The 26528-nt window shown below is 70.7% G+C and carries 30 protein-coding genes and 1 other RNA gene; 19 read left to right on the forward strand and 12 right to left on the reverse strand.

Annotation, left to right across the window (positions count from 1 at the left end; all coding sequences use genetic code 11):
* Window positions 1-27: 27 nt before the first annotated feature.
* From ASF58_RS17480 to ASF58_RS17505, 7 genes are all read left to right on the forward strand, one after another.
* Window positions 28-309 (forward strand): DUF4164 domain-containing protein, encoded by a 282-nt coding sequence (locus ASF58_RS17480; protein ID WP_055955263.1) that lies wholly within the window; start codon window positions 28-30, stop codon window positions 307-309.
* Between the two features lie 36 nt (window positions 310-345).
* On the forward strand, window positions 346-705 hold the full coding sequence (gene zapA / locus ASF58_RS17485; RefSeq protein WP_055955265.1) for a cell division protein ZapA: 360 nt from the start codon (window positions 346-348) through the stop codon (window positions 703-705).
* A gap of 121 nt (window positions 706-826) precedes the next feature.
* Window positions 827-984, forward strand: a non-coding RNA gene (gene ssrS, locus ASF58_RS25245) — 6S RNA.
* Complete coding sequence (locus ASF58_RS17490) at window positions 974-1582, forward strand: 5-formyltetrahydrofolate cyclo-ligase (protein WP_055955267.1); 609 nt, start codon at window positions 974-976, stop codon at window positions 1580-1582. The genes ssrS and ASF58_RS17490 overlap by 11 nt, the downstream gene beginning before the upstream one ends.
* Before the next feature lie 9 nt (window positions 1583-1591).
* Window positions 1592-2413 carry a TIGR00282 family metallophosphoesterase gene (locus tag ASF58_RS17495; protein ID WP_055955269.1) on the forward strand — a complete coding sequence of 274 codons (822 nt, stop codon included), beginning with the start codon at window positions 1592-1594 and terminating at the stop codon, window positions 2411-2413.
* Between the two features lie 141 nt (window positions 2414-2554).
* Window positions 2555-3550, forward strand: a complete 996-nt coding sequence (locus tag ASF58_RS17500; protein WP_055955273.1) for a MotA/TolQ/ExbB proton channel family protein — start codon at window positions 2555-2557, stop codon at window positions 3548-3550.
* A 1-nt stretch (window position 3551) separates the two neighbouring features.
* On the forward strand, window positions 3552-4565 hold the full coding sequence (locus tag ASF58_RS17505) for a peptidoglycan -binding protein (RefSeq protein WP_055955275.1): 1014 nt from the start codon (window positions 3552-3554) through the stop codon (window positions 4563-4565).
* A 9-nt stretch (window positions 4566-4574) separates the two neighbouring features.
* Here ASF58_RS17505 and ASF58_RS17510 read toward each other — a convergent pair whose 3' ends face one another.
* The 3 genes from ASF58_RS17510 to ASF58_RS17520 are packed head-to-tail and all read right to left on the reverse strand — an operon-like array spanning window position 4575 to window position 7014.
* Window positions 4575-4958, reverse strand: a complete 384-nt coding sequence (locus ASF58_RS17510) for a hypothetical protein (protein ID WP_156375767.1) — start codon at window positions 4956-4958, stop codon at window positions 4575-4577.
* Between the two features lie 11 nt (window positions 4959-4969).
* The gene (locus ASF58_RS17515; protein WP_082513144.1) at window positions 4970-6523 is read right to left on the reverse strand and encodes a peptidase S10; all 1554 of its coding nucleotides are present in this window, start codon (window positions 6521-6523) and stop codon (window positions 4970-4972) included.
* A gap of 38 nt (window positions 6524-6561) precedes the next feature.
* Window positions 6562-7014: a DNA polymerase III subunit chi gene (locus tag ASF58_RS17520; RefSeq protein ID WP_055955281.1), complete on the reverse strand. Its 453-nt coding sequence runs from the start codon at window positions 7012-7014 to the stop codon at window positions 6562-6564.
* Between the two features lie 189 nt (window positions 7015-7203).
* Between ASF58_RS17520 and ASF58_RS17525 the strand changes: the two genes are divergently transcribed.
* The 3 genes from ASF58_RS17525 to ASF58_RS17535 all read left to right on the forward strand — a co-directional run bounded on the left by ASF58_RS17525 (window position 7204) and on the right by ASF58_RS17535 (window position 9552).
* Window positions 7204-8217 carry an SDR family oxidoreductase gene (locus ASF58_RS17525; protein WP_055955492.1) on the forward strand — a complete coding sequence of 338 codons (1014 nt, stop codon included), beginning with the start codon at window positions 7204-7206 and terminating at the stop codon, window positions 8215-8217.
* Window positions 8217-9122 carry an alpha/beta hydrolase gene (locus ASF58_RS17530; RefSeq protein WP_055955284.1) on the forward strand — a complete coding sequence of 302 codons (906 nt, stop codon included), beginning with the start codon at window positions 8217-8219 and terminating at the stop codon, window positions 9120-9122. The genes ASF58_RS17525 and ASF58_RS17530 overlap by 1 nt, the downstream gene beginning before the upstream one ends.
* A 199-nt stretch (window positions 9123-9321) precedes the next feature.
* A complete protein-coding gene (locus ASF58_RS17535; RefSeq protein ID WP_055955287.1) occupies window positions 9322-9552 on the forward strand; it encodes a hypothetical protein in 231 nt (76 codons plus the stop codon).
* Window positions 9553-9562: 10 nt separating this feature from the next.
* On the opposite strand, the gene ASF58_RS17540 is transcribed toward ASF58_RS17535, so the two are convergent.
* The 5 genes from ASF58_RS17540 to tpiA all read right to left on the reverse strand — a co-directional run bounded on the left by ASF58_RS17540 (window position 9563) and on the right by tpiA (window position 14285).
* Complete coding sequence (locus ASF58_RS17540; protein WP_055955290.1) at window positions 9563-9865, reverse strand: hypothetical protein; 303 nt, start codon at window positions 9863-9865, stop codon at window positions 9563-9565.
* 238 nt (window positions 9866-10103) lie between these two features.
* Window positions 10104-11732 carry a CTP synthase gene (locus ASF58_RS17545; protein WP_055955292.1) on the reverse strand — a complete coding sequence of 543 codons (1629 nt, stop codon included), beginning with the start codon at window positions 11730-11732 and terminating at the stop codon, window positions 10104-10106.
* Between the two features lie 246 nt (window positions 11733-11978).
* Window positions 11979-12401: a preprotein translocase subunit SecG gene (secG, locus tag ASF58_RS17550; protein WP_055955295.1), complete on the reverse strand. Its 423-nt coding sequence runs from the start codon at window positions 12399-12401 to the stop codon at window positions 11979-11981.
* Window positions 12402-12667: 266 nt separating this feature from the next.
* The gene (locus tag ASF58_RS17555) at window positions 12668-13426 is read right to left on the reverse strand and encodes a GNAT family N-acetyltransferase (protein ID WP_055955298.1); all 759 of its coding nucleotides are present in this window, start codon (window positions 13424-13426) and stop codon (window positions 12668-12670) included.
* A 94-nt stretch (window positions 13427-13520) separates the two neighbouring features.
* A complete protein-coding gene (gene tpiA, locus ASF58_RS17560; protein WP_055955300.1) occupies window positions 13521-14285 on the reverse strand; it encodes a triose-phosphate isomerase in 765 nt (254 codons plus the stop codon).
* Between the two features lie 177 nt (window positions 14286-14462).
* Between tpiA and ASF58_RS17565 the strand changes: the two genes are divergently transcribed.
* From ASF58_RS17565 to glp, 7 genes are all read left to right on the forward strand, one after another.
* Window positions 14463-16367, forward strand: coding sequence for a peptidylprolyl isomerase (locus ASF58_RS17565; protein ID WP_055955303.1), 1905 nt, complete (start codon window positions 14463-14465; stop codon window positions 16365-16367).
* A gap of 7 nt (window positions 16368-16374) precedes the next feature.
* Complete coding sequence (gene trpE, locus ASF58_RS17570; protein WP_055955306.1) at window positions 16375-17898, forward strand: anthranilate synthase component I; 1524 nt, start codon at window positions 16375-16377, stop codon at window positions 17896-17898.
* Between the two features lie 117 nt (window positions 17899-18015).
* Window positions 18016-18630 (forward strand): aminodeoxychorismate/anthranilate synthase component II, encoded by a 615-nt coding sequence (locus ASF58_RS17575; RefSeq protein ID WP_055955309.1) that lies wholly within the window; start codon window positions 18016-18018, stop codon window positions 18628-18630.
* Window positions 18631-18694: 64 nt separating this feature from the next.
* Entirely contained in the window at window positions 18695-19720 is a 1026-nt protein-coding gene (gene trpD, locus ASF58_RS17580; protein ID WP_055955312.1) for an anthranilate phosphoribosyltransferase, read from the forward strand.
* A gap of 9 nt (window positions 19721-19729) precedes the next feature.
* Entirely contained in the window at window positions 19730-20599 is an 870-nt protein-coding gene (gene trpC, locus ASF58_RS17585) for an indole-3-glycerol phosphate synthase TrpC (RefSeq protein WP_082513145.1), read from the forward strand.
* An 8-nt stretch (window positions 20600-20607) separates the two neighbouring features.
* The gene (moaC, locus tag ASF58_RS17590; RefSeq protein WP_055955316.1) at window positions 20608-21093 is read left to right on the forward strand and encodes a cyclic pyranopterin monophosphate synthase MoaC; all 486 of its coding nucleotides are present in this window, start codon (window positions 20608-20610) and stop codon (window positions 21091-21093) included.
* Window positions 21094-21098: 5 nt separating this feature from the next.
* Complete coding sequence (gene glp, locus ASF58_RS17595) at window positions 21099-22349, forward strand: gephyrin-like molybdotransferase Glp (protein WP_055955320.1); 1251 nt, start codon at window positions 21099-21101, stop codon at window positions 22347-22349.
* Between the two features lie 13 nt (window positions 22350-22362).
* On the opposite strand, the gene ASF58_RS27540 is transcribed toward glp, so the two are convergent.
* From ASF58_RS27540 to ASF58_RS17605, 3 genes are all read right to left on the reverse strand, one after another.
* Window positions 22363-22497, reverse strand: a complete 135-nt coding sequence (locus ASF58_RS27540; protein ID WP_280137554.1) for a hypothetical protein — start codon at window positions 22495-22497, stop codon at window positions 22363-22365.
* 84 nt (window positions 22498-22581) lie between these two features.
* Complete coding sequence (locus tag ASF58_RS17600) at window positions 22582-23742, reverse strand: hypothetical protein (protein WP_055955323.1); 1161 nt, start codon at window positions 23740-23742, stop codon at window positions 22582-22584.
* A 3-nt stretch (window positions 23743-23745) separates the two neighbouring features.
* Complete coding sequence (locus ASF58_RS17605) at window positions 23746-25116, reverse strand: RsmB/NOP family class I SAM-dependent RNA methyltransferase (protein WP_082513146.1); 1371 nt, start codon at window positions 25114-25116, stop codon at window positions 23746-23748.
* 144 nt (window positions 25117-25260) lie between these two features.
* Between ASF58_RS17605 and ASF58_RS17610 the strand changes: the two genes are divergently transcribed.
* Window positions 25261-25488, forward strand: a complete 228-nt coding sequence (locus ASF58_RS17610; RefSeq protein WP_055955498.1) for a DUF1674 domain-containing protein — start codon at window positions 25261-25263, stop codon at window positions 25486-25488.
* A 75-nt stretch (window positions 25489-25563) separates the two neighbouring features.
* Window positions 25564-25872, forward strand: coding sequence for a cupin domain-containing protein (locus ASF58_RS17615; protein WP_055955326.1), 309 nt, complete (start codon window positions 25564-25566; stop codon window positions 25870-25872).
* 51 nt (window positions 25873-25923) lie between these two features.
* Here ASF58_RS17615 and ASF58_RS17620 read toward each other — a convergent pair whose 3' ends face one another.
* Window positions 25924-26454 carry a L,D-transpeptidase gene (locus ASF58_RS17620; RefSeq protein ID WP_055955329.1) on the reverse strand — a complete coding sequence of 177 codons (531 nt, stop codon included), beginning with the start codon at window positions 26452-26454 and terminating at the stop codon, window positions 25924-25926.
* Between the last annotated feature and the right edge of the window lie 74 nt (window positions 26455-26528).

Genomic DNA, 26528 nt, shown 5'->3' on the forward strand with positions numbered 1-26528 from the left:
GCAGGTAGAAGTGAAGGGCATCCATCCGTGAGCCAGACCGTCGATCTGGCGCTGCAGCGCCTCCAAGCCGTGCTCTCACGGCTGGAGAGTGCGGTCACGCAGCGCTTCGAGGCCGAGCGCGATCCCAGCGACTTGGAAACCGAGCTCGCGATCATGGGCGAGGACCGGGCGAGGCTCGCCGCCGAACTCGATGCGGCGAGCGCGCGCCTCGCAGAGGTCGAGGCGACCTCGTCCGATATCGATCACCGCCTCGGGCGAGCGATCGACGCCGTCGAAGGCGTACTGACGCCGTCCCGCGCACTCCGCTAAGTTTCGCACTTCAACGCTCCAGCGACCCAACGCCCGATGCCCCAAATCAACGTTACCATCGACGGCAAGAATTACCGGATGGCCTGCGCCGAAGGTGAGGAGGCGCACCTGACTGCCCTGGCTGAGGGACTCGATGGACGGATCGTGGAGATGCGCCGATCCTTCGGCGAAATCGGCGACATGCGCCTCCACGTAATGGCCGCCTTGATGCAGGCTGACGAATTACAGGAGGTACAAGGACGCCTAGCCGCGCTCGAGCAGGAAGCCGCCGCCCTCAGGGAAACGGTGGAGTCGGCCGAAGCGGTGCGTGCAGCCGCGGAGGAGCGGCTTGCCGAGGGACTCGTGCGCTGTGCCGAACGGATCGAGCGCCTTGCGCACGTCATCTCGGCCGGCTGAACACGCTAGGTCGACTCAATGCCAGTCAGCGAAGCGTCGAGCGCTTATCTCGCTCGTGTTTTCTGCGGGTCGAACCGGCGCCCCCCTGGCGCGGGACGCGTACCGTCGCTACATGGGATCTGCGGGGCTGCCGGGTCCGTCAGGAGAACTTTTCCCCGGGGCCTTATCGACTCCCCAGGGAGCTGTCCCTGGCCTTGTCCCTGGACTTGGCCAACACGGCGCCCACCTACATTGTAGGTTTCCCGGGATCGACACTCCAACGGCTCACGTGGCTCCGCACTCAGATCTTTCTCCCTCCGAGATATCCGTTTCCAGCCGCAAGGCGGCCCTCCGCAACGAGGCTCTGGCCCGCCGTGATGCCCTCCGAGAGGCGGATCGGCACATTGGTTCGATGCGGATTGCCGAGACGGTGATGACCATCGGGGCGCTGACCAAGGCCGAGATTGTCGGGGCCTTCTGGCCCATCCGCAGCGAAGTCGATCCGCGTCCCCTCGCCCGCCTCCTGTTTGCGCGAGGCCAGCGCATCGCCTTGCCGAAGGTCACTTCCGAAGGGCTGGTGTTCCGGGAATGGCGTGAGGGCGAGGCCCTCGTCGCTGGTCGCTTCGGTCTCAGTGAACCGCACGACGACCTGCCGCCGCTCGATCCGACCGCGCTCCTCGTGCCGCTGGCGGCCTATGATCGCCGTGGCCATCGCATCGGCTACGGTCGCGGCTACTACGATCAGGCGATCGAGCGTCTTTCGCGGAACGGTCCCGTGCTCACCATCGGGATCGCCTTCTCGGTCCAGGCCGTCGACGCGGTCCCGTCCGAGCCGCACGATCAGCCCCTCGATCATCTCGTCACCGAAGCGGGGCCGGTCCCGCTGATACGGACCTGACTTCCCGCAATGCGCATTCTCTTCCTCGGCGACGTGGTGGGCCGTCCCGGCCGGACTGTCATCTCGGACCGACTGCCGGCCCTTCGTGAACGTTGGCGCCTCGACTGCGTGGTCATCAACGGCGAGAACGCCGCCGGTGGGTTTGGGCTTACGGAAGCGATCTGCGACGAACTCCTCCAGGCAGGGGCCGACGCGGTGACGCTCGGCAACCATTCCTTCGACCAGCGCGAGGCCCTCGTCTTCATCCAGCGGCAGACCCGTCTGGTCCGGCCGGCAAACTATCCCCCGGGCACACCTGGCCGCGGAGCCACCGTGGTGGAAACCCGCAAGGGCGCCCGCGTGCTCATCCTGAACGTCATGGGCCGGCTCTACATGGATGCCCTGGACGATCCCTTCGCCTCGGCCGAACGGGAACTCTCCGTCTGCCCGTTGGGCGCCGTGGCGGATGCCGTCATCGTCGACGTCCACGCCGAGGCCACGAGCGAGAAGCAGGCCTTCGGTCACTTTCTCGACGGCCGCGCCAGCCTGGTCGTGGGCACCCACACCCACACCCCGACCTCGGATCACAGGATTCTCCCCGGCGGCACCGCCTATCTCTCGGATGCCGGCATGTGCGGCGACTACGACTCGATCCTCGGCATGCAGAAGGAGGAGCCCCTGCGCCGGTTCCTGCAGAAGACGCCGGGAGCCCGCCTGGAAGTGGCCCACGGCGAAGGGACGCTCTGCGGGATCGCGGTCGAGACCGACGACGCGACGGGCCTCGCCAGGAGCGTGGCCGCGGTACGCCTCGGACCGCATCTGGAGGAGACGTGGCCGCGAGCGTGGGATTAGCCGGCGCAACGGAGCGCCCATCCACGGAACGAAACCGCGGGCGACTTGATCGGCGCCGAACCACCCTGCAATGTGCCGGCGCGTTCGCCCCGCTCGCTCTGCGCGGGGCGACAGTTCCGCGTTGAGAGTGTGCCCCAGCCGATGGCGACCCCACCCGCACCCGCGACGATCGCCAAGCCGGGCATCTACCTCGTCCGGATGCTGGTCTTCCTGATCCTGGTCGGCTTTCTCGCCTTCGTCCTGTTCCGTCAGATCACGCCGGCCTTCCTCACCAATCCGGGTCTCAACGGGCTCATCCTCGGGGTCCTGCTCATCGCCGTGCTGCTGGCCTTCGGGCAGGTGGTGCGGCTCTACCGGGAGGTGACCTACGTCAATGCCGTGGCGGCGGGCGAGAGCCCGAGCCGGCCGCCACCGCTGATGGCGCCCTTGGCACCGGCCATCGCCGCCCGGCACGACGGCCTCACCCTGACCACCAGCCGCGCCTTCCTCGACACCGCGGCCGCGCGCCTCGACGAGGGCCGCGAAATTCTGCGCTACGTTTCGGGCCTGCTGATCCTGCTGGGCCTGCTCGGGACGTTCTGGGGCCTGATCGACACGCTGAGCGCGGTCGGGTCGGTGATCAAGACCATGCGGGGCGGCGGCGAGGCCGCGGCGATGTTCGACGAGTTGAAGAACGGCCTCGCGGTGCCCCTTTCGGGCATCGGTCTCGCCTTCTCGGCCTCGCTGTTCGGCCTCGCGAGCTCGCTGATCATCGGCTTCCTCGACCTGCAGGCCGGGCAGGCGCATGCGCGCTTCCACAACGAGCTGGAGGACTGGCTCCTCTCCGGCGAAATACCACAGGGTCGTGTCGAGGTCGCGGCCCCGGCGAAGGTGCAACCCGCGCCCCTGCCGATACAGGACCCTGCCAGCGCCCGCGAACTGAAAGAGGCCGTGGACCGTCTGACCGCCGTGGTGGCGGAGGGCGCCAACGGGCGCGTCGCCACCCAGGCCATGACGAATCTCGCGGAAGGCATCCAGGGGCTCGTGCAGCACATGCGCGCCGAGCAGCAGATGATTCGCGACTGGGTCGAGGCCCAGGCGACGCGCGAGCGCGAACTGAAGCAGGTGCTGGAGCGCCTGGGCCGCGAGCGGACCTGACATGGCCTCGACGCGCGGTCGCCGCGACCGGAGCCTGAACGTCTGGCCGGGCTACGTCGATGCCCTGGCGACGCTGCTGCTCGCGGTGGTCTTCCTGCTGACGATCTTCGTGGTCGGCCAGTTCTTCCTCTCCCAGGAGATCAGCGGCCGCGATTCGGTGCTGACCCGGCTCAATCGCCAGATCGCCGACCTGACGGACCTGCTGGCCCTGGAGCGCTCGACCCGCAAGACGCAGGAGGAGCAGGCCTCGTCCCTGCGCAGCACCCTGCTCGGCGCGCAGGCCGACCGCGACCGCCTCAAGGCTCAGGCCGACGCGTCCCAGGGCGCGGCGGGGCGCCAGGGCGAGGTCGACAGGCAGCTGGCGGCCGAGCGCGCCAACACGGCGCGGGCCGTCTCGCAGATCGACCTGCTGAACGAGCAGATCGCGGCGATGCGGCGGCAGCTCGCCGCCCTCGAGGATGCCCTCGCGGCCTCCGAGACTCGCGACCGCGAGAGCCAGGCCCGCATCGCCGACCTCGGCAGCCGCCTCAACGTGGCCCTGGCCCAGAAGGTGCAGGAGCTCGCGCGCTATCGTTCGGACTTCTTCGGCCGCCTGCGCCAGATCCTCGGCAACCGCCCGGACATCCGCATCGTCGGCGACCGCTTCGTCCTGCAATCCGAGGTGCTGTTCCCGGCGGGGTCCGCCAGCCTGAAGCCGGAGGCCGGGCCCGAGCTCGACCGCATCGCCGGTGCGATCCTCGACCTCGCCAAGCAGATCCCGGCCGACATTCCCTGGGTGCTGCGCATCGACGGGCATACCGATGCGCGGCCGATCGCCAGCGCGCAGTTCCCCTCGAACTGGGCGCTGTCGGCGGCCCGCGCCATCGCGGTCGTGCAGGCGATGGTGGCCAAGGGCATCCCGCCCCAGCACCTCCTCGCCGCCGCCTTCGGCGAGTTCCAGCCCATCGAGGCCGGCACGACCGAGGAGGCCTATGCCCGCAACCGCCGCATCGAGATGAAGCTCACCGAGCGCTGAGCCGGTGCCTCACTTCACAATCCGGTCGAGGTGGTTGTTGACGAAGAAGTACAGCTCCTTCGCGCCGGGCTCGTTGTAGAGCACCTGCACCTCGCGGCCAGCGCGCCCCTCCCCCACCAGCACGTCGGTGGGCGGCTTGCCCTTGAGCCGGACGAGGTCGCACTCGCCGATGCCGATCTCGATCGCGGGGGCTCCGGCCGGCGCGGGCGCCGTGCAGGTCCCGTCCCCGGTCAGGACGGGTCCCTGGAACGTCGGGGCGGGTGCGGGCCGCGGCGCGGCGACGGGGAGCGGCTCGGGCGCCCGGGTCTCGGTGCTGGTGCTGGTGCAGGCGGACAGGCCGCCGGCCGCAAGCGCGGCCAGGATGAGCAGGCGCGGGAGGTGGGAAGCGGGCACGACACGGGTCCTCAGCGCTGCGCGGGGCTCCGCGCGCTGAGCGCGGCCGCGTAGAGAGCCGCCGCGTCCCGATGGAACGCGGCGCGCGAATCCGGTCGGGAATAGAACATGTGCCCGCCCGGGTACACGGCGAGATCGAGGCGTCCGCCGCCATAGGCCGGCATCTGGTCGATCAGGAGCTTCGACGCGAAATACGGAGTGACCAGGTCGGTATACCCGTGGGCGACCAGCACCCGCATGTTGCCGTCGAGGGCCAGCACGCCGCGCAGGGCGCCGAGGGATTCGGGCGCCGAGCGGCCGCCGCCCCAGGTCCAGCCCCGGTTCACCGCGGTGTTGAGCAACTCGTAGCGCAGATCCGGCACCCGGTAGTTCAGCGTGTCGTTGTAGAGCGCGATCATCGCGCTGGTCAGCGGCGCCTGGAGCGCGGTCAGCAGCGGGTCCTCGAAGCCCGAATAGGCGGCATTCGGGTCCGGGTCCCAGCCGGTCACGCCGGTATCGTAGGCGCTGGCGACGCGGCCGGTATCGCGGCCGATCTCGCGCTGGACGCTCTGGCCCGAGAGCCGGCCGGCCTGCCGCCGGACGAAGCTCGGGTCGAGCCCGGTCAGGGCGCCGACCCGGTCGCCCAGCCGGGCCACGGCGGCGCTGTCGGACGGCCCCTTCAGGAGATCGGCGAGGTAGGGCCCAGTGGCGTAGGCCTCCGCGTCCGCCATCGTCTCGCGCGTCGGGCTGCCGCCCGCCCGCTCGATGGCCGCCGCCGCGAAGGACGGCAGCTTGATCACGTGGCCCCAGGGCGTCGTGCGCGGTGCCTGCAGCCAAGCGAAATCGAGCACCGGCGAGAGCAGAACCATGCCCGACAGGCCGACGCCGATCTCCTCCTGGAGCTTCGAGGCGATCAGCGGACCGCGGAAGCCGCCATAGCTCTCGCCCACGTAGAATTTCGGCGCGGCCATGCGGTCGTTGGTGCGCAGCCAGCGGGCGATGGCCGAGGCCAGCACGGAGGCATCGGCATCGATGCTCCAGTAGCGCTTGGCATCGCCATCGGCCGCGCGGCTGTAGCCGGTGCCCACGGGGTCGAGGAACACGAGGTCGGTGAAGTCGAGCCAGGTCCCGTCATTGGGCACCAGGCCGATCGGTGCCGACGGGCTGATGCTGGCGCCCTCCACCGGCAGACGCCAGGGCCCGATCGCCCCGATGTTCAGGTAGGCCGAGGCGGCGCCGGGCCCGCCATTCACCGCGAAGGTGACGGGGCGCGCCGCGTCCCCCGTCTTGCCGCCGCCCTGGCCGGCCAGGCTGTAGGCGATAAAGGCGATCTCCGCCTGGAGCTTGCCGGCCTCGTCGACCAGGGGCAGGCTGCCGGCGCGGGCCGTGAAGGCGAGCGTGCGCCCATCCGGGAGCGTGACGCTGTGTTCGGTGACCACGTCCGCGGGGAGCTTGCCGCCCTGGGGGGCGCGCGGCTCGGGCGCTCTTCGCGCCTCGGCCGGCCGCTCACCCTGCGGGGCGGGCTGCGCCTGCAGGGGCGGGGTCGCGATCAGCAGGGCCGCGAGGCCGATGGCGAGACGTATCATGGCGGATCCTCTCGGCGATGGTCGGTAGGGGGACGACGTCAGGCCTTCTTCTGCCAACGGCCGTCCTCGTCCTGCTGCCAATAGGCGATGGTGTGTCCGGCGGCCTTCGCCTCCTTCCACTGCTCGCGGGCGCGCAGCAGCGAATCCTGGTCGGTGCCGTCGAACAGCACGCAGATCCGCGCATAGTCGGCGGCATCGGACGGCAGGTCGGCGCCTTCCACCAGGAAGCGGATCGAGGCAGCGTTCGGGTTCACCGCCTTCAGGGTCAGCACGACGGGCTGGCTGGCCGCGTCGGCGTCCCGGTCGGTCCCGTGCGGCAGGAAGCTGTCGTCGCTGTACGTCCAGAGCTGGTCGTCGAGCGCCTGGAGCCGTTCCTCGCTGGCCGCCTGGATGGTCGCACGCCACTGGCGCTCCAACGAGCGCTCCAGCAGGTTCGGGAGCACCGTCTCGAGGGGCTGATTCTGGAGGTGGTAGAACAGGATCTCGGTCACAGGCTGCAAGGTAGTCATGCGGCGCGCCAAAGCCAGCGGCATCGCCGCCCGCCGCGCCTCTTCCCCTGGGCGAAGCCGCGCGTGAAAACCGCGCAGGCGCGCCCTGGGAACAGAACCCGCGGGCCTCCCGCGAGTAAGCGTTCGAGGACGCCGGTGGCGATCCGTGCGAACGGGCGGGGAATGGGCACGATGCGACACCGGAAGGCGCTGCGCGATCAGGTGATGGTGATCACGGGAGCTTCGAGCGGCATCGGTCTCGCCACGGCCCGCATGGCAGCCCAGGCCGGGGTCCGGGTGGTCCTGGCGGCCCGCAGCGGCGACACCCTCGCGCGCATTGCGCGGGAGATCGAGGGCGCGGGCGGTCACGCCGTCGCCGTGGCGGCGGATGTCGGCCAGCGCGCCGACGTCCAGGCCGTCGCGGACCGCGCCATCGCTGCCTTCGGTGGGTTCGACACCTGGGTGAACGTGGCCGGCCTGACCATCTACGGGCCACTCAGCAAGGTCTCCGATGCCGATCACGAGCGCCTGCTTCAGACCAACCTCTGGGGCACGGTCTACGGCACGCTGATCGCGGCCGATCACCTGCGCGAGCGGGGGGGCAGCATCATCAATATCGGCAGTGTCGCGAGCGACCTCGCCTTCCCCTTCCAGGGCATGTACTGCGCCAGCAAGCACGCGATCAAAGGATTCACCGACGCCTTCCGCATGGAGCTCGCCGATGAAGGCGCACCGATCTCGGTGACCTTGATCAAGCCGACCTCCATCGACACGCCGCTGCCGCACCGCGCGCGCAACTACATGGATCACGAGCCGATGCTGCCGCCCCCGGTCTACCGGCCGGAAGAGGTGGCGCGCGCCATCCTGCATGCCGCCGTGCATCCCGAGCGCGACATCGTCGTCGGCGGCGGGGGCAAAGCCCTGACCAGTCTCAAGGAATTTTCGCCGGGCACCTACGATCTGCTGGCGCCCGCGATCATCGCCCTCCAGAAGCGCCGCGAGGCCCCGCGCAATCCCGACGGCACCTTGCACGGCCCCGGACAGGACGGCGAGACGCGGGGCGACCAGCCCGGCTACGTGCAGCGAAGCAGCACCTACACAAGGGCGTCCCTTCATCCGGCCTCGACGGCGCTTCGGCTCGGTCTCGGCCTCGCCGCGACCGCCTTCCTCGCCGGACAGAGCCGCCGTCGCCGGCGTCCGCTCTGATGGCGGCCGGATCCCTCGTCAGCCCGGTCGGCCGGGTCTCGCCCGCGGTCTCCGAGCGTCTCGTGCCCCGATCGACCCTCGACCTGCCGGACGGGCGCACGCTGGCCTATGCCGAAGCCGGGACCGGAGCGCCGGTCGTGGTCATCCACGGCACGCTGATGACCCTGGAAGACATGTGGCTCGGACCGGTGCCTCGCCTCGCCGAGCAGTTCCGGGTCATCGCCGTCGACCGACCGGGCCACGGCTTCAGCAGGCGCCGCGGCGCCAGCGATGCCCATCTCTGGCAACAGGCGGCCCTGATCCGCGACGGCGTTCGGGCGCTCGGCCTGGAGCGGCCGATCATCGTCGGGCATTCCTACGGTGGTGCGGTGGCGCTGGCCTACGGCCTCCAGTTCCCGGAAGAGATCGCCGGCGTCGTCGCCCTGGCGCCGATCTGCTTCCCCGAGCCGCGCCTGGAACACCTTCTCTTCTGCCCCCGGGCGGCCCCCGGCGGACATTTCGCGTCGCGCGTCCTCGGCCGCGCGATGGACCCGGCGCTGCTGCCCCTGCTCTGGAACGCGATGTTCCTGCCGGCCACGATGCCCCCCGGCTACGCGGCCGCCAACCCGTTCGGCCTCGCGGGAACCGCGGAACAACTGGTGGCCGAAGGGGAGGATGCGGCCGGCCTGATGTCGGGCCTGACCCGCAGCGCCCTGTCCTATCAGGCCTGCCGGGTGCCGGTCCGGATCCTCGCCGGCGACTCGGACATCGTGGTCAGTACGCCGCGACACGGATACTGGGCCTCGCACCGGATTCCGGGCGCCGCCTTCACCCTCCTGTCGGGGACCGGGCACATGCTGCATCACCAGCATCCCGACGCCGTCCTGGGCGCGGTCCGCGCCCTCGCCGATCACGTTCCCGCGTGAGCGCGGTCTCAATCGCACCGGGCTCGTTTTTGCTCAGGCTTCGTCAACCGGAAGCCATTATTGCGGTGCACACGCAACCCGGCGGCGGCGCAACCCCAGGCGCTGCCCAACTGTCTTCCCCCGATCGTCGTCTCTTCCCCCCATTCTCGCCGGCGACCCGCGACCGGGTGACCGAGCGATCAGCCAAGGATCTCAGTCCGTGAGCTTCACCGTCAGCGCGCGCGTCTCGGAGCGGTGCTTCAGTTTCCGCCACAGCTCGATCCTGGGCGCCGTGGAGCAGGGCTGGTCGCTGATGACCGCGGGGATGACCGAGGTGAAGATCACCGATCCCTCGGGGCGCGTCCATTGCCCGAACGCCCTGCACCAGCACCTGTTCGGACCGCGCGACACGGCGCGGCCCGAGACGAGCCTCACCGCGCTCGCGGCCTGAACCTCGCGCGTCAGCGCTGAACGGTCTTTCCACCGAAGGTAGAGAACGACTCGTCGATGACGCCCTTCTGCGCGGCATCGGCGTCGACCCGAACCTGGATCGCCGCCGTCAGCGCGGGCTCGCCCTCGGTCTCGCCCTTCTTCCGCCCGTCCTCCAGATCGCCGCCGGCCTGCTCGGTTCCGGCACTGTTGCGCTCGCCCGTCGAGACGACCGTGATCGCCTTCCGGTCGAGGCCGTGCTCCTGCACGAGGTGCTCCACGCTCATCTCGGCATCGCGGCGGGTCTCGAAATCAGCGGTGAAGATCGGCGGCATTCCATGACTCCATCTGGGGAAGCGACCCCGTGTGGACAGTCAATGGAGCAACGGGGGTGACGTTCCCCCCGGCAGAAGCGTCGCCGGCTCGTCCGGTGCGCGGTCCGGGCGGCGTCCGTCCGCGCCCGGCCGGAACCGCGCTCCGTCGGACCGTCGTCGGTTCTCGCCCTGGGCCGGTGCCGGCGTATCGGGCCGCGCTCCGGCAGGGACGGTCGGCGGGCGACCGTCCCCTCCGGGGCTAGACCAGGCGGCTCTGGACCATCGCGGCGCCGACGAAGCTCTCGAAGAGCGGGTGCGGCTCGAAGGGGCGGGACTTCAGCTCCGGGTGGAACTGCACGCCGATGAACCAGGGATGCCCGACATGCTCCACGGTCTCCGGCAGGAGCCCGTCCGGCGAAAGGCCCGAGAAGCGCAGGCCCTTGGCCTCCAGGCACTCGCGATAGGCCATGTTGACCTCGTAGCGGTGGCGGTGGCGCTCCGAGATCTCGGTCGTGCCGTAGATCTCGGCGATCTTCGAATCCGGGCGCAGGCTGGCCTGGTAGGCGCCGAGACGCATGGTCCCGCCGAGGTCGCCGGCCGCGGCGCGGCGCTCCAGCTCATTGCCCTTCAGCCACTCGGTCAGGAGACCGACCACCGGCTCGCTGGTCTCGCCGAACTCGGTCGAGTTGGCGTCCGAGACGCCGGCGAGGGCCCGGGCCGCCTCGATCACGGCCATCTGCATGCCGAAGCAGATGCCGAAATAGGGGATCTTGCGCTCGCGGGCGTAGCGCGCCGCGCGGATCTTCCCCTCGGCGCCACGCTGGCCGAAGCCGCCGGGGACGAGGATGCCGTGGATGCCCTCGAGGAACGGCGCGGGATCCTCGCGCTCGAAGACCTCGGCCTCGATCCACTCCAAGTTGACCTTCACCCGATGCGCGATGCCGCCGTGGGTCAGCGCCTCGGTCAGCGACTTGTAGGCGTCCTTGAGGCCCGTGTACTTGCCGACGATGGCGATGGAGACCTCGCCCTCGGGGTTCTTCACCCGCTCGGAGATGGTGCGCCAGCGCGTCAGGTCCGGCTCGTCCTGCGACGGCAGGCCGAAATGCGCCAGCACCTCCCGGTCGAGGCCGGCCTCGCGATAGGAGAGCGGCACGTCGTAGATCGAGGCGACGTCGCGCGCTTCGATCACGGCGGTCTCGCGGACGTTGCAGAACAGGCCGAGCTTGCGGCGCTCGTCCGTCGGGATCGGCCGGTCGCAGCGGCAGAGCAGCATGTCGGGCTGGATGCCGATGGAGCGCAGCTCCTTCACCGAGTGCTGCGTCGGCTTGGTCTTCAGCTCCCCGGCGGACGGGATGTAGGGCAGCAGGGTCAGGTGCACGAAGGCGGTGGCGCCGCGGGGCAGTTCCTGCCCGAGCTGCCGGATCGCCTCGAAGAACGGCAGGCCCTCGATGTCGCCGACCGTGCCGCCGATCTCGACCAGCACGAAGTCGAAGGCCTCGTTGCCTTCGAGGACGAAGTCCTTGATCGCGTTGGTGACGTGCGGGATCACCTGGATCGTCGCGCCGAGGTAATCGCCGCGGCGCTCCTTGGTGATGATGTCGAGGTAGATCCGCCCGGTGGTGATGTTGTCCGCCCGGGTCGCGGGCAGGCCGGTGAAGCGCTCGTAATGCCCGAGGTCGAGGTCCGTCTCCGCACCGTCGTCGGTGACGAAGACCTCGCCGTGCTGGGTCGGGCTCATCGTCCCCGGATCGACGTTCAGGTAGGGGTCGAGCTTGCGCAGGCGGACCTTGTAGCCCCGTGCCTGGAGCAGGGCCGCGAGGGCGGCCGATGCGAGACCCTTGCCGAGCGAGGAAACCACGCCGCCGGTGATGAATACGTACCGCGTCATGGGCCTCGGTCCATAAACAAGGGAAGACGATTCGCCAAACAACAAAAACGCCTATCCCCCGCGAGGTCTGCGCATGCGGGGCGAGGACGCCGTTCGATCGGCCTTGCAACGATGATCGGCGTCTGAACCCTCGGACGCCGCGTATCTCGATCACCCGGGCGCTCGCAGCGAGCGACCGGCCCCAGCGAACACGCCGCGGTTAAGACGGGGTCAAAGGCGACGTTCGTGGCGCCCTGAACCGCCCGATCAGCGCGACTGCGGCGCCTGCGGCACGGCCGGCTGGGCCGGTGCCGTCTCGGGCACCTGCGCCGGGGTGCCGGGCTGGGTGCTGGGCTGGGCGCCGCTCTGCCCGCGCAGGGTGTCGAGCAGGTTGCCGGCGTTCGGCGGCGTCGCGGGCTGGCTGGTCCCGGTTCCCTCGAGGATCGAGCGCGGGGCCGCACTGCGGTGCGACAGGATCGCGAGCGCCATGCTGGTGGTGAAGAACAGGGCGGCGAGGATGGCGGTCGCGCGGGTCAGCGCGTTGGCCTGGCCCCGCCCCGTCATGAAACCCGCGACACCGCCGCTGCCACCCCCGCCGAGACCGAGACCGCCCTCGGAGCGCTGGAGCAGGACCACGGCGATGAGGCCGAGGACGACGATGAGATGGATCGAGATCAGAACGGTCTGCATCGGGTTTCCGGAAGCTTCGTCATCCGCGCGCTGGTTCCGGGGAGGGAACCGGCCACGGGTGCATTACGGGCCGGAGAGTCCTGGCGCCGCCGACATATCCGCGGGGCCATACACCAGATGACCGCGCGCGCCAACCGGACCGAGGCTTCGGCGCAGATCCGGCGCCGCGGCGTGTCCGACGCCGAAGGGTCTCGCGCCGAAGGGTCTCGCGCCGAAGGGTCTCGCGCCGAAGGATCTCGCGCCGAAGGATCTCGCGCTCGCAGCGCCTAGTCGCGGCGGCGGTAGCGGTAGTCGTAGAGGTTGCGGGAGAACCCGAGCCCGCCATAGAGCGCCCGCGCCGGCGCATTGCCCGCGATCACCTGAAGGCAGGCGCCGGTCGCTCCCTCCTGCCGCGCCCAGGCCATCAGCGTCGCGATCAGGCTGCGCGCATGCCCCGCCCGACGATGGGCCGGGTGCGTCGCGACGGATTCGAACACCAGGATCCCGCGATGCAGGACGCCGTAGGCCACGGCCACCGTCCGATCCGCTTCGATCCGACGCGCGAACATCCTGGGCAGGATCAGGCATGCGAGCGAGTCGCGATACGCTCGCAGAGCGGCCTCGGACACCACGCCCTCGCAGGCGGCATGGGCCTCCAGCCATGCCGCGTCGGGGGCATCGGTCAGGATGACGTCGTCCGGCACCGCGCGGTCGTCCGGCGGAAGCGCCGCGAACAGCGTGCAGGCCTCTCCTTCGGAGCGATATCCGAGACCATCGAGCACGGCGCCCATCTCGGGCACGAGATCCGGCACCCGGACGATCAGCGGCCGGCCGAGGCTCCTGTAGAGGCTCTCGGCCTCCGCGATGATGCGGGCGGGATCGTCGCGCCAGCCGCGCAGGGGATTGAGCGAGTTCGTCCGCCGCGTCGGACCGCCCGAGGCCCGCAGGATCCAGCCCCCGAGGCCGATCTCCAGCGGCGAAGGTCGGGCGTTGCGGCAGGCCTCCTCGACGGCCCAGGCGCGATCCTCGTCCGACTGCCAGATCATGTCCGCCGATGCCTCCTGGGCCACTCCTGCCGGAGCCGGACTGTCACGGTCCGACTGCGGACGTCCGCTGCAGTGGACTGTCCGGGCCCGATCCCTAGCGCAGGTAGGCGCGGGCGATGCCGAGGAAGTCGTCGGCCACCAGGCTGGCGCCGCCCACCAAGGCGCCGTCGACGTTCTCCACCGCCATCAGCTCGCGGGCGTTGCTCGGCTTGACGGAGCCGCCATAGAGGATGCGCACCGCCTGTGCCTCGGCGCCGATGAGCTGGCCGAGCATCTCGCGCAGCGAGGCGTGAACCTCGGCGATGTCGGCCGGGGTCGGCGTCAGGCCGGTGCCGATCGCCCAGACCGGCTCGTAGGCGATGACGGTGTCCTTGGCGGAGGCGCCCTTCGGCACGCCGATCGCGAGCTGCGCGCGAACGATGTCGAGGGTCCGGCCCTCCTCGCGCTCTTCCTTGGTCTCGCCGACGCAGATGATGCCGCAGAGACCCGCGCGGCGGGCCGCCAGCGCCTTGGCGTGGACGCCGTCATCGGTCTCGTGGTGGTAGGCCCGGCGCTCGGAATGGCCGACGATGACGTAGGTGGCGCCGAGATCGGCCAGCATCTCCGCCGAGATGCTGCCGGTGAAGGCGCCGTTCGGCTTGGCGTGCAGGTTCTGGCCGCCGATGGCGATCGGCGAGCCGTAGGCGGCGGCGACGCAGGACGCGATCAGCGTGGAGGGCGGGCAGATGAGGACGTCGACCGTGTCGAGCAACGCCGCGGTCAGGCCGCTCCGCACGGCCTCCACGACGGCGACAGAGCTGCGCAGGCCGTTCATCTTCCAGTTGCCGGCAACCAGCGGCCGTCGCCCCGACTTCGTCATCCCGTTCCTCGCTGATATGGCTTCGCTTCGCGGTCGCGCCGGCCCTAACAGAGCCTCAGGAAGGGCGCAAACCGCGAACGCCCTTTGCGGTGACAGCGCGGATGGTCTATCGCGGGCGACCTTCCCAGGAATGACGGGGCGCTTCCGGCGCCCACGCGACGGGTACCCGGACGTTCGATGCTGCAGAACATGCGCAAGGCCAGCCAGCACTGGCTCGGCAAGATCATCCTCACGGTGGTCTTCACCTTCCTGATCGCCGGCGTGGCGATCTTCGGTGTCGAGGAGTTCTTCCGGGCGGGCTCGTCCACCAGCGTGGCCACCGTGGGCCGGGCGCAGATCTCCGCCGAGACCGTGCGCAGCGCCTATCAGAACCAGCTCCAGCGCTACCAGAGCCAGACCCGCCGCACCCTGACGCCCGACCAGGCGCGGGCGCTCGGCATCGACCGTCAGGTCCTGGCGCAGCTCGTGAGCGAAGCCTCCCTCGACCAGCAGACCGCGGCCCTCGGCCTGAGCATCCCCGATGCGGCCGTGCTGCGCGCGATCCAGGAGGAGAAGAGCTTCCAGGGCGCCGACGGCAAGTTCGATCCCGCCCTGTTCTACCAGACGCTCCAGCGGGCCGGCATCAACGAGGCGACCTTCGTGCGCGAGCAGCGCTCGGTCGCCGCCCGCCTGCAGCTCGCCGAGGCGGTCGCCGCCGACCTGCATGTCCCCGAGGCGCTGCGCGAGGCGGTGCACCGCTACACCACCGAGCGCCGTTCGGTCGCCCTGATGATGCTGCCGCCCTCCGTGGCGGGGGACATCCCGGCCCCCTCCGAGGAGGCGGTGAAGGCGTATTACGAGGACAACAAGTTCGCCTTCCGCGCGCCGGAAGCCCGCGCCGTCACCCTGCTGGTCCTGGACCCGCAGGCGATGGCCAAGCCGGAGGCCGTGACCGCCGAGGAGATCGCCCAGCGCTACGAGTCCGAGAAGGCGCGCTACGGGACGCCGGAGCGTCGCACGATCCAGCAGATCGTCTTCCCGGATCAGGCCGCCGCCGAGGCGGCCCGCAAGGCGATCGAGGCCGGTGAGAAGCCGTTCGAGACGGCCGCCGCCGAGACCGGCGCCGATGCGAAGAACCTCTCGCTCGGGACGCTGTCGAAGGCGGAGCTGTTCGATCCCGCCGTGGCGGATGCGGCCTTCAGCCTGCCGCTGAACACGGTGAGCGCACCGGTGAAGGGCCGCTTCGGCACCGTTCTCCTGCGTGTCACCGCCATCGCGCCGGAGACGGTGAAGCCGCTGGCCGACGTCTCCGCGGACATCGCCAAGACCATCGCCCTGGAGCGCGCCAACAGCGGCCTCGACACGACGCACGACGCGATCGAGGACCAGCGCGCCAACTCGAAGCCCCTGGCCGACATCGCCAAGGAGCGCGACCTGCCGCTGACGACCATCCCGGCCGTCACCGCGCAGGGCCTCGATCCCGCGGGCAAGACCGTCGAGGGCATCCCGGATCGCGACACCACCCTGACCGCCCTGTTCCGGGCCGAGATGGGCGGCGACAACGAGCCCCTGCGCACCAAGACCGGGGGATACGTCTGGTACGACGTGACCGGCATCGACCGGGCCCATGACAAGCCCCTCGACGAGGTGCGCGACGAGGTCGTCGCCCGCTGGCGCGCCGCCGAGGTCCAGAGCCGCCTCCTCGCCAAGGCCAAGGAGCTGTCGGCGCGCCTCGACAAGGGCGAGACCGTCGAGGCCCTCGCGGCGGAAGCGGGCCTGAACGTCCAGACCCTCACCGACCTGGCCCGCAACCAGGCCCAGGGCGATCTGACGGCCGAGGTGGTCAACCGCGTCTTCGCGACGGCGGTCGAGAAGTCGGCCTCCGCCGAGGCCGGCGAGAGTCGCGCCCTGTTCAAGGTCACCGCTGCGACGATGCCCGCCTTCGTTCCCGGCTCGCCGGAGGACGAGGCGATTACCAAGCGCTTCCAGCCCACCATCGCCGACGATGTCCTGGGCCAGTACATCGGCGACGTGCAGACCTCGGTGGGCGTGACCATCAACCAGGCGGCCTTCCGCCGGGCGATCGGCGGCGGCGAGTACTGAGCCGACGATGTCTGAGGACTCCGCCTTCACGGCCTTCGTCGAAGCCTACGAGGCGGGTCGTCCCACCCTCCTCAACATCACCCTGGTGGCGGACCTCGAAACGCCCGTCGCCGCCTTCCTGAAGCTGCGGGCGCAGCATTCCGGCACGGCCTTCCTGCTCGAATCGGTCGAGGGCGGCGTCGTCCGCGGACGCTACTCGATGATCGGGCTCGACCCCGACCTGGCCTGGCGCTGCCGCGAGGGCCGGGCGGAGATCGCGCGCGGTCCCGACCTGTCGGTCTTCGCGCCCGAGGCAGCGGCGCCCCTGGCGAGCCTGCGGGACCTGATCGCCGAGAGCGCGATCGGCGCGGAGCGCGACGCGGAGGTGCTGCCGCCGATGGCGGCCGGCCTGTTCGGCTACCTCGGCTACGACATGGTCCGGGCCATGGAAACCCTCGGTCGCCCGAACCCCGATCCGCTCGGCGTGCCGGACGCGATCCTCGTGCGACCGCGCCTGATGGTGGTCTTCGACTCGGTTCGCGACCTGATCACCGTGGTCGGCCCGGTCCGCCCGGCCGCCGGGGTCGGCGCACGCGCCGCCTACGAGGCGACCCTGGCTCGGCTGGAGCGGGTGGCCGAGATCCTCGAAGGCCCCCTCCCCGTCGAGGCGCGGATCGACCCGCGCGCCATCGCGCATCCCGAGCCCGTTTCGAACACCACACCGGACGAATACCTGGGGATGGTCGCCCGGGCCAAGGAGTACATCGTCGCCGGCGACGTCTTCCAGGTCGTGCTGTCGCAGCGCTTCGAGGCGCCCTTCACCCTGCCGGCCCTCGCCCTGTACCGGTCGCTGCGCCGGACCAACCCGGCGCCGTTCCTGTGCTACCTCGATTTCGAGGCGTTTCAGCTCGTCTGCTCCTCGCCGGAAATCCTGGTTCGGGTCCGTGACGATCGCGTCACGATCCGGCCGATCGCCGGCACGCGTCGGCGCGGCGCCACGCCCGCCGAGGACAAGGCGCTGGCCGAGGAACTGCTGGCCGATCCGAAGGAGCGCTCCGAGCACCTCATGCTGCTCGACCTCGGCCGCAACGACGTCGGCCGCGTCGCGCGGATCGGCAGCGTCACGGTCACGGGTTCGTTCTTCCTCGAATTCTACAGCCAGGTCATGCACATCGTCTCGAACGTCGAGGGCGACCTCGACCCGAAGCACGATGCGCTCGCGGCCCTCGCCGCCGGCTTTCCGGCCGGAACCGTCTCCGGTGCCCCGAAAGTGCGGGCCATGGAGATCATCGACGAGCTCGAGCACGAGAAGCGCGGCCCCTACGGCGGCTGCATCGGCTATTTCGGCGCGCGCGGCGAGATGGACACCTGCATCGTGCTCCGCACAGCCCTGGTGAAGGACGGCCGCATGCACGTGCAGGCCGGCGCGGGCATCGTCTACGATTCCGACCCGGCCTCCGAGCAGCAGGAATGCGTCAACAAGGCCAAGGCCCTGTTCCGGGCGGCCGAGGATGCGGTGCTGTTCGCGAGCCGGGCCCGGCGGGGGCAGTAGCGCCCGGTGCGGGCGGGGGCGACCCCGATCCGTCGACATGGATGCGTCGACCCCGGATGTGTTGACCCCTCGCGGGAGTCCGGTCAAACCGCTTCCATGCCTGCGCGTGAGCCGCCCATGTCCGACGTCCTCGTCATCGACAACTACGATTCCTTCACCTGGAATCTCGTCCACCTGATCGGCCCCCTCTGCGGTTCGATCGACGTGGTGCGCAACGACGCCATCACCACCGCGGAGATCCGTGCCCGTCGGCCCGACGCCGTGGTGCTGTCGCCCGGACCGTGTTCGCCGAACGAGGCCGGCATCTGCCTCGACGTGGTCAAGGACCTCTCGGCCGAGATCCCGATCTTCGGCGTCTGTCTCGGGCTCCAGGCCATCGGGCAGGCTTTCGGCGGAGACGTCGTGCGGGCCCCGGCACCGATGCACGGCAAGGTCTCCAGCATCCAGCACCGGGCCTCCGGCATCTTCCGCGGTCTGAACGGGCCCTTCGATGCGACGCGCTATCATTCCCTGGTGGTGGAGCGCGGCGGCTGTCCGACGGACCTGACCGTGACGGCGGAGGCCGACGGCCTGATCATGGGGCTGCAGCACGCGCATCTGCCCGTGCACGGGGTCCAGTTCCACCCCGAGAGCATCCTCTCGCACCACGGTTCGCAGATCCTGCGCAATTTCCTCGACATCGCGGCGGCCTGGAACGCAACGCGTGACAAGGGCCGCGACGGCGTGCATTGACGAAGCCTGTCGCTCGTCAGGAACAATCCCGGCCTCCCGCGCCGGATCTTCACGCCCGAGACCCATGGAATCCTTCAAACCCCTCCTCGCGAAGGTCGCTACGGGTGCGAGTCTCACGCGCGACGAGGCCCGCCGGGCCTTCGACGACCTCCTGTCGGGCGAGGTGACCCCGGTCCAGGCCAGCGCCTTCCTGATGGCCCTGAAGGTCCGCGGCGAGGCGCCGGACGAGATCGTCGGGGCGGTGGAGGCCATGCGCGCCCGGATGCTGCCGGTGCGCAGCGTTCCCGGGGCCGTCGACGTCGTGGGCACCGGCGGCGATCATTCCGGCAGCTACAACGTCTCGACCCTGGCGGCGATCGTGACGGCCGCCTGCGGCGTCCCCGTGGCCAAGCACGGCAATCGCGCCGCCACCTCGCGCTCCGGGGCGGCCGACGTGCTCGCGGCCCTCGGCGTGCGCATCGGGCTCGCCCCGGACGAGCTGAGCCTCTGCCTGGCCGAAGCGGGCCTGTGCTTCATGTTCGCGCAGACGCACCACGCCGCCATGCGCCACGTGGCGCCCGTGCGGGCCGAGCTCCCGACGCGCACGATCTTCAACATGCTCGGCCCCCTGGCCAATCCGGCCGGCGTCCGGCGCCAGCTCTTCGGCGTCTCGTCGCCCGCCTGGGCCGAGCCGCTGACGGGCGTGCTGTCCGAGCTCGGCAGCGAGCGGGTCTGGACCGTTCACGGCAGCGACGGCCTCGACGAGATCACCGTCACCGGTCCCACGGCCGTGGTGGCCCTGGAGGGGGGCCGGGTCTCGCAATTCACCATCGATCCGCGCGATGTCGGGTTGCCCCTACACAGCCTGGACGCCCTGCGCGGCGGCGATCCGGCGCACAACGCCGCGGCGCTGGCCGACGTCCTCGACGGGGCGCGGAACGCGTATCGCGACATCGCCGTGCTGAATGCCGGGGCCGCCCTCGTCGTGGCCGAGGCGGCACACGCGCTCGCCGACGGCGTCGCCCGGGCGGCGCAGGCCCTCGACAGCGGCGCTGCGCGCGCCACACTACAGACACTGGTCCGTCTCTCGAACCTTCGCTCGAACGCCTGAAAGCCCGTCATGTCCGAGCCCACGTCCGAGTCCAAATCGAAACCCGGCTTTGTCCCCGAGATCGCTCCGGCCGAGCGCAAGGACGTGCTCGCCCGCATCGAGACCTACAAGCGGCGCGAGATCGCCGAGGCGAAGCTGCGGGTGCCGCAGACGAAGCTCGAGAAGCGCATCGCCGATGTCACGGCACCGCGCGGCTTTGCCGATGCCATCGCGGCGCACATCGCGCAGAAGCGTCCCGCGCTGATCGCCGAGGTGAAGAAGGCCTCGCCCTCGAAGGGCCTGATCCGCGCCGACTTCGATCCTGCGATCCTGGCCGCGGCCTACGAGGCCGGCGGCGCCACCTGCCTCTCGGTCCTCACGGACACGCCCTCGTTCCAGGGCAAGCCCGAGTACCTCACCGAAGCGCGCGCGGCCTGCGCCCTGCCGGTCCTGCGCAAGGACTTCCTGTTCGAGCCCTACCAGGTGTTCGAGGCGCGGGCCTGGGGCGCCGATTGCATCCTCGTGATCATGGCCTGCCTCGACGACGAGGAGGCCGCCGCCCTGGTGGAGACGGCCCACGACCTCGGCATGGACGTGCTGGTCGAGGTCCACGATGCCGAGGAGTTGGCCCGGGCCCTGCCCCTCGGTACACGGCTGGTGGGCATCAACAACCGCAACCTCAAGACCTTCGAGGTCTCGTTCGAGACGGCGATCCGCCTCGCCGAGGGCGTGCCGGCCGACCGCATCGCCGTGGCCGAGAGCGGCATCGCCGGGCATGCCGACGTGGTCCGGCTGGCCGAGAACGGTCTCGATACCATCCTGGTCGGCGAGAGCCTGATGCGCGAGGCCGACGTCACCGCCGCAACCCGCCGCCTGCTCTTCGGCGACGCGAAAGCCTGAGCGCAGCGATGGCCGAACTCACTCACCTGGACGCCTCCGGCGCGGCCAACATGGTCGATGTCTCGGAGAAGGACGCGACCACGCGCACGGCGCGGGCCACCGGTTCGGTGGTCATGCTGCCCGAGACCTTGCGGCTGATCCGGGAAGGCGACGCCAAGAAGGGCGACGTCATCGGCACGGCCCGTCTCGCCGGGATCATGGCCTCGAAGCGCACCCACGAGCTCATTCCCCTCTGCCATCCCCTCCTGCTCGCGAAGGTCCGCGTCGATTGCGAGCCCGATGACAGCCTTCCGGGCCTTCGGGTCACCGCGGAGGTGAAGGTGCTGGGCCCGACCGGCGTGGAGATGGAGGCGCTGACCGCGGTCTCGGTGGCCTGCCTGACCATCTACGACATGGTGAAGGCGGCCGATCGCGGCATGCGCATCGAGGGGATCCGGCTGCTCGCCAAGGACGGGGGCCGCTCCGGCGCCTATCGCGCCGAGGATCACGCTTGAGCGGCATGTCTTCGAAGAAATCGCGGTCCGGGGGCATGATCCCGGTCGCCGAGGCGCTGGCGCGCATCCTGCAATCCATTCCGGGACCGGTCGAGACGGAGACCGTCCCGATCGGGCAGGCCGCCGGGCGTACGCTCGCGGCGGATGTGCGGGCGACCCGGACGCAACCGCCATTCCCGGCCTCGGCCATGGACGGTTACGCGGTCCACAGTGCCGACCTCGCCGAAGCACCCGCGACCCTGCGGCTCATCGGCAGCAGCGCCGCCGGCCACGGGTTCGCCGGCGTGCTGGGACGCGGTGAGGCCGTGCGGATCTTCACCGGTGCGCCGGTGCCGGAGGGGGCCGACGCCATCCTGATCCAGGAGAACGCCGAGGCGACATCCGACCGCGTGACCGGACGCGACCCCGTACCGGCGGGTCGCTTCATCCGCCCGAGCGGCCTCGATTTCCGGAGGGACGATCGCCTGCTCGCCGCCGGTGACGTGCTGGATTCGCGCCGCATCGCCCTCGCGGCTGCCGGGGGGCACGGCGCACTCCCGGTCCGGCGGCGCCCACGGGTGGCCATCCTGGCCACGGGGGACGAGTTGGTGGCGCCCGGGGAACCGGCGCGCTGGGACCAGATCGTCGCTTCGAACGGGCTCGCCGTCGCGGCCCTGGTCCGGGAGGTCGGGGCGGACGCCATCGATCTCGGGATCGCCGGCGACACGCTCGCGGCCCTCGACGACGCGATCCTGCGCGCGGTGGCGGCCGATGCGGATCTTTTGATCACGCTGGGAGGGGCCTCGGTCGGCGACCATGACCTCGTGCAATCGGCCCTGACCACCCGCGGTCTCGAACTCGGTTTCTGGCGCGTCGCGCTCCGGCCCGGCAAACCGTTGATGCACGGTCGCCTCGGCCGGATGGCCGTTCTGGGACTGCCGGGCAATCCGGTGGCCTCGGTGGTCTGCGGGCTGCTGTTCGTGGTCCCGGCGATCCGGGCCCTGCTGGGGGATCCGCGCGCGTCCGCGGATCTGTCCGAACCGGCCATCCTCGGCAGCGATCTGCCCGAGAACGACCTGCGCCAGGACTATCTCCGGTCGCGGATCGAGACGGGGCCCGACCGCATCCCGGTGGTCCATCCCGAGAACCGCCAGGATTCCTCGATGCTCTTCATCCTGGGTTCGGCCGAAGCGCTGCTCATCCGCGCGCCCCATGCACCGGCCGCCAAGGCCGGCGACCCCTGTCGCATCCTCAGGCTCGACCGGCGCCTGCTCTGAGACCCGGACGGTCTCAGACGAGGTAGAGCGTGGTCTCGGCGCGGAAGACCCGCGGGCAATGCTCGGCATCGACCCAGCGGCGTGCCTGATCGAGACTGATGCTGCGGGACTCGGCGATTTCCTGCAGGGTCATCCAGCGTGACGACATATTCGGCTCCCTCATGGTTAACGGGGCAACGGCCAAGGCTGTCGTTTGTTTCCGCCCCGAACGAAGACCGCGTCGGCGCTCAGCTCAGCGCAGGTACGTGACACTGTAGAGGGTGCGGCGCAGGGCCTCCTCGTCGACCCAGACGCGGCCATTCTCGCAGGCCTCGCGCATGCCCGATCGCATGCGGGCGCAGTACTCGCCGGTGTTGTCCTGCACCCGGTACTGGCAGCGACCGCCGATCCTTCGCCGCCCGATCACGGGACTGGCGTGATCCGCGTGCAGGTCCGGGTCCTTGGGATCGCGGTCCTCCAGGAGGTACCAGCTGTAGCCGATGGTGGGCACGCGGCGGTGGTCCAGGGCGTAATCGATCATCGCCAGGATCCGGCTGATCGCCCGCGGGCTCGGCGGCGTCCCGGAATCCCGCATCTCGACGAACTCGGCCTGATTGGCTGCCACCCGATAGGAGACCGGCAGCAGAGGCACCGGCAGGCTGGCCCGTCGACAGCGGGCATCCACATGGGCGATCCAGCCCGCATTGAAGGTGTCGGTCCGCGGATGCCGAAGGTGCGGGACCGTGCCCGCGAGGCTGCGGAAGCTCATCGGCCGGGGCGCCAGGCGGCTGCGATAGCGCAGGCGATGCAGGGTCGGCGCGGCGTAGCGGTAGCCGTCGTTGGACGGCAGGTCGCGGTCCTCGCACAGGCCATCGATGTTGTAGAGGAGCGCGGCCGTATCCTCCTCGCCCCCCTCGATCTTGTCGAAATAGGGCAGCAGCTTCGGATTCCCGAGACTCGACATCTCGGCGGCGTTGCGGCTCCAGGCGATGTCGGCGCGCCAGTTCGGATGCGCCTTCAGGTGCTCGCGGAGGGCCGGAATGGCCGTCAGGCGCTCGGGATCGGCGAAATAGTATTTCGTGGCGACGTCGAGGGGGGCGATCTGGCGCCCCAGCCGATGCGAGATCATGTCGGCGGTGGCGTAGGCGAAGCAGATGGCGCTCTCGCCCTGGTTCAGGGGCATCTCGCGCGGGGACGGCGACAGTCCGACGTCGCGCGTTCCCTCGTGCGCCGCGAAGGGAATGCTGGTCGCGACCGGCGCGCAGGTGGGATTGCGCGCGTAGGCCGGCCGCAGCGGCAGGATGCGGGGATCGACCTGCGCCCGGGCGGGCATCGCGCCCGCGGCGAGCGCTGCGAGCAGGACCAGGACCGATGCCAATCCGTGACGGGCGCCTCCGAACCGGACCGCGCGCATCGCTCAGGTCTTTCGGCGCAGCCGGCTTGCGAAGAAGCCGTCGAGGCCGCCGAGTCGCTCCGGCGTGGCGCCGTCGAGGTGGGCAGGCAGCGTCCGCAGGTCGCCCGCGGCGTCGATCGGCTCCGACAGGCCGCCGAGTTCAGCGGCCTCGACGGGGACGCGTTCGAACGCGGGGTTGCGGGTGAGGAAGGTCGCAACCTGATACTCCCCCTCCTCCCGCTCGAGGGAACAGGTGCAGTAGACGAGGCGTCCGCCGGGGCGCACCAGGGCGGCGGCCTTGTCGAACAAACGCTTCTGCAGCCCGATCAAGCGGCTGATATCGCTCTCGGTCTTGGTCCAGGCCACGTCGGGGTGGCGGCGCAGCGTGCCGGTGGCCGAGCAGGGCGCATCGAGCAGGACGGCATCGAAGGCCAGATCGTCGGGCAGCGCCAGGGCATCGCCGACGCGGATCTCCGCCTCCAGCCCGAGACGGGCGAAGTTCTGCGACAGGCGCTCCAGGCGCGGGCTGGACCGGTCCACGGCCAGAACCGAGGCGCCGGCAGCCGCGAGCTGCGCGGTCTTGCCGCCCGGAGCGGCACAGAGATCGGCGACGCGCTCTCCGGGTTGTACGGCGAGGAGCCGGGCCGGGAGGGCGGCGGCGGCGTCCTGCACCCACCACTGGCCCTCGGCGTATCCCGGCAGGTCCGCGACGGCGGCATGAACGTCGTGCAGGCGCACGCTGCCCGTCGGCAGGGCCACCCCGCCGAGGCGTTCGGCCCACGCGGCGGCCGAGCCCCGCACCGTGATGTCGAGGGCCGCGCCCTGCAGGTGAGCCGCCGCGATGGCCCGGGCCGTCTCCTCGCCGTAGGCGGCGCGCCAGCGGCGGGCGAGCCAGTCCGGGGTGTTGTCGGCCAGCGGATCGCCGGGATCGGCCACGATCTCGGACCGTTCGCGCACGATCCGACGCAGGACCGCGTTCACGAGGCCGGAGAGGTGCTGGAGTTGCGGATCGGCCTTGGCGAGGCGGACGCCGAGGTCGACGGCGGCGTGGTCCGGCACGTTCAGGTCGAGGATCTGCACGGCGCCGGTGGCCAGGAGCGCGACGAGACGCGGCTGGTCGTCGGGCAGGCCCTGCGACAGGCGCGCGGCGAGCACCCGGCGGAGAAAGCCGAGGCGGCGAAAGGTGGCGGTGGCGATGGCGCGGGCGAGGCCCGCATCGGCGGCGTCGAGGCCGGCATTCCGGCTCGCCTGCGCGAGGGCGTCCTCGAGGGCGAAGCCGCGGGTCTTGCCGATGAGGTCGGCCACCGCGCCGTGCGCGACCTGACGGGCGCCGAGCCCGGCGACGCCGCGATCGAGCGGCGCCATCGGCGCATCCGTGTTGCGGCGTGTCGTCATGAGTGCCACTTCCTAATTCATGAGCCCGCTGAGCCCGTGCCCGCCAAACCCGTGCCCGCCGAGCCAATACCCGCCAAGCCATGAGCCCGTGCGCGGCGGGCCTCCCTGCGATGCCCTTCCACCCGAGACACCGAGATGCAAGCCATGACCAGCCCGGAACCGACGGAAAACGCTGCGGATGAGGCCCCGGCCGAGGCCCGGACCCTGACCCCGGAGGCGGCGCGGGCGCTGGCGGAGGCGGCGGAGCGTCGGGCGGCGATCGATGCCCGTGCGACCGAGATCGCGGCACAGCGGGAGCGCCAGGGCCGGGGCGGCCTGGAGCCGGTGCGCTACGACGATTGGGAGATCAAGGGCATCGCCGTCGACTTCTGAGGGCACTTCGTCGCCGGAACGGCGGCGATCCCCTCCCGTTGTTCCGGCCACGGACATACCGGAGGGAGCACGACGATGGCGATCAAGGTTTCGAGCAAGAACGCGGGCGAGGGTGCGCATGGCGAGGTCGCCCTGGCCCGGGGGCAAGTGGTCGCGATGCGGATGTGGCGCGACGAATCGCCGAGCGCCGACAAGCCCATGGCCAAGCGCCCCTACGAGACCGTCGGCTACGTGATCGCCGGGCGGGCGGAGTTGATCGTCGAGGGCGAGACGGTGGTGCTCGAGCCGGGCGATTCCTGGCTGGTGCCCGAGGGCGCCGAGCACACCTACCGCATCCTCGAGGCCTTCACGGCCGTCGAGGCGACGTCGCCGCCGGCGCGCTAAACTCTGAGGAAGGCCCGCGCGGCCGTGCCGCGGTCGCGCGGGTTTGCAGGCTCAGCGGGTGACGTAGACCTGCGTGCCGACCGAGACGCGCTCGTAGAGGTCGGTGATGTCCTGGTTGTACATCCGGATACAGCCGTAGGACGCGTAGGTGCCGATCGAGTTCGGCCGGTTGGTACCGTGGATGGCGTACTCGCCGCCGGCCAGGGTCATCGCCGCGACGCCCATCGGGTTCGAGGGCGAGCCGCCGGCGATGACGGCGGGCAGGCGCGGGTTGTCGCGCTTGACCTCGCGCGGCGGCGACCAGGCCGGCTCGACGTACTTGCCGTCGATCTGCGTCGCGCCGCTCCACTGCTTGCCGGGCTTGCCGACCGCGACGGGGTAGCGGATCGCTGTGCCGTCACCGTTGACGAGGTAGAGCCGGCGCTCGGCGGTGCGCACGATGATCGAACCCGGCATCACGCCGTCGTGGAAGGCCACCACCTCCCGGGCCTGGGCGGGCGCACCCAGAAGACCCGCACCGAGGGCGGCGCCCAGGATTGCCGCAGCCCACGCGCGAGGGCGAAGCTTGCCGTGCCGAACCATGACCTGTCTCTCCGAAAGCGTGACCGTTTGCCCGACCATCAATGGCGGAGGCAGGTTCGCGTTCCGGTAAAGCG

The sequence above is a fragment of the Methylobacterium sp. Leaf125 genome (assembly GCF_001423085.1).
GTDB lineage: Bacteria > Pseudomonadota > Alphaproteobacteria > Rhizobiales > Beijerinckiaceae > Methylobacterium.

Coding starts and splice junctions, on each gene's coding strand:
- moaC (WP_055955316.1), top strand. CDS start 20,608: ATGGCCGAACTCACTCACCTGGACGCCTCCGGCGCGGCCAACATGGTC.
- ASF58_RS17545 (WP_055955292.1), bottom strand. CDS start 11,732: ATGACGCGGTACGTATTCATCACCGGCGGCGTGGTTTCCTCGCTCGGC.
- zapA (WP_055955265.1), top strand. CDS start 346: ATGCCCCAAATCAACGTTACCATCGACGGCAAGAATTACCGGATGGCC.
- ASF58_RS17575 (WP_055955309.1), top strand. CDS start 18,016: ATGTCCGACGTCCTCGTCATCGACAACTACGATTCCTTCACCTGGAAT.
- ASF58_RS17555 (WP_055955298.1), bottom strand. CDS start 13,426: ATGATCTGGCAGTCGGACGAGGATCGCGCCTGGGCCGTCGAGGAGGCC.
- ASF58_RS17500 (WP_055955273.1), top strand. CDS start 2,555: ATGGCGACCCCACCCGCACCCGCGACGATCGCCAAGCCGGGCATCTAC.
- ASF58_RS17525 (WP_055955492.1), top strand. CDS start 7,204: ATGCGACACCGGAAGGCGCTGCGCGATCAGGTGATGGTGATCACGGGA.
- ASF58_RS17495 (WP_055955269.1), top strand. CDS start 1,592: ATGCGCATTCTCTTCCTCGGCGACGTGGTGGGCCGTCCCGGCCGGACT.
- ASF58_RS17615 (WP_055955326.1), top strand. CDS start 25,564: ATGGCGATCAAGGTTTCGAGCAAGAACGCGGGCGAGGGTGCGCATGGC.
- ASF58_RS17505 (WP_055955275.1), top strand. CDS start 3,552: ATGGCCTCGACGCGCGGTCGCCGCGACCGGAGCCTGAACGTCTGGCCG.
- trpC (WP_082513145.1), top strand. CDS start 19,730: ATGTCCGAGCCCACGTCCGAGTCCAAATCGAAACCCGGCTTTGTCCCC.
- ASF58_RS17565 (WP_055955303.1), top strand. CDS start 14,463: ATGCTGCAGAACATGCGCAAGGCCAGCCAGCACTGGCTCGGCAAGATC.
- trpE (WP_055955306.1), top strand. CDS start 16,375: ATGTCTGAGGACTCCGCCTTCACGGCCTTCGTCGAAGCCTACGAGGCG.
- ASF58_RS17600 (WP_055955323.1), bottom strand. CDS start 23,742: ATGCGCGCGGTCCGGTTCGGAGGCGCCCGTCACGGATTGGCATCGGTC.
- ASF58_RS17605 (WP_082513146.1), bottom strand. CDS start 25,116: ATGACGACACGCCGCAACACGGATGCGCCGATGGCGCCGCTCGATCGC.
- glp (WP_055955320.1), top strand. CDS start 21,099: ATGTCTTCGAAGAAATCGCGGTCCGGGGGCATGATCCCGGTCGCCGAG.
- ASF58_RS17530 (WP_055955284.1), top strand. CDS start 8,217: ATGGCGGCCGGATCCCTCGTCAGCCCGGTCGGCCGGGTCTCGCCCGCG.
- ASF58_RS17540 (WP_055955290.1), bottom strand. CDS start 9,865: ATGCCGCCGATCTTCACCGCTGATTTCGAGACCCGCCGCGATGCCGAG.
- secG (WP_055955295.1), bottom strand. CDS start 12,401: ATGCAGACCGTTCTGATCTCGATCCATCTCATCGTCGTCCTCGGCCTC.
- tpiA (WP_055955300.1), bottom strand. CDS start 14,285: ATGACGAAGTCGGGGCGACGGCCGCTGGTTGCCGGCAACTGGAAGATG.
- ASF58_RS17610 (WP_055955498.1), top strand. CDS start 25,261: ATGACCAGCCCGGAACCGACGGAAAACGCTGCGGATGAGGCCCCGGCC.
- trpD (WP_055955312.1), top strand. CDS start 18,695: ATGGAATCCTTCAAACCCCTCCTCGCGAAGGTCGCTACGGGTGCGAGT.
- ASF58_RS17515 (WP_082513144.1), bottom strand. CDS start 6,523: ATGATACGTCTCGCCATCGGCCTCGCGGCCCTGCTGATCGCGACCCCG.
- ASF58_RS27540 (WP_280137554.1), bottom strand. CDS start 22,497: ATGTCGTCACGCTGGATGACCCTGCAGGAAATCGCCGAGTCCCGCAGC.
- ASF58_RS17620 (WP_055955329.1), bottom strand. CDS start 26,454: ATGGTTCGGCACGGCAAGCTTCGCCCTCGCGCGTGGGCTGCGGCAATC.